This window comes from Enterobacter sp. IF2SW-B1 (assembly GCF_001743375.1).
Classification (GTDB): Bacteria; Pseudomonadota; Gammaproteobacteria; order Enterobacterales; family Enterobacteriaceae; genus Enterobacter; species Enterobacter bugandensis.
On the sequence record NZ_MJAA01000345.1, the window covers coordinates 1 to 374 of the forward strand.

The 374-nt window shown below is 65.2% G+C and carries 1 protein-coding gene; it reads right to left on the bottom strand.

The window, feature by feature from the left end; translation table 11 throughout:
- The coding region (locus A6013_RS24615; RefSeq protein ID WP_175437443.1) for an MFS transporter at nucleotides 1-374 on the bottom strand (374 nt) is incomplete at both ends.

The window sequence follows — 374 nt, forward strand, 5'->3', positions numbered from 1 at the left end:
CCATCTCCGGGGGTCCCATCACGTACTTCCTTAAGTAGAGCGTCGCCCCGCGGCGCACCACGTGGGAGCAGTCCGCCATCATCTTGAACGCGCACATGATGCGCCACTGGCAGTTGCCGAGCAGCAGCCTGACATCTTTCGCCCCCCCCGCACCGCGATGCACCTCAAAGTTGTAGCGCTCTCTGGTGGTGAAGAAGCAGACGTAGAGCAGCCCCCCGCCGGTCAGCCCCACCACGCACCTGGGGCCGTAATATCCCACCTGCTCATCCCCCTTGCCGATGATGCTGACCAGCGGCAGCGCGATGCCGCTGATGGCGAGCGAGCCCGCCGCGGCGAGGAAGAAACGCCAGGACTGAAGGGCGTGGCGCTCTTTC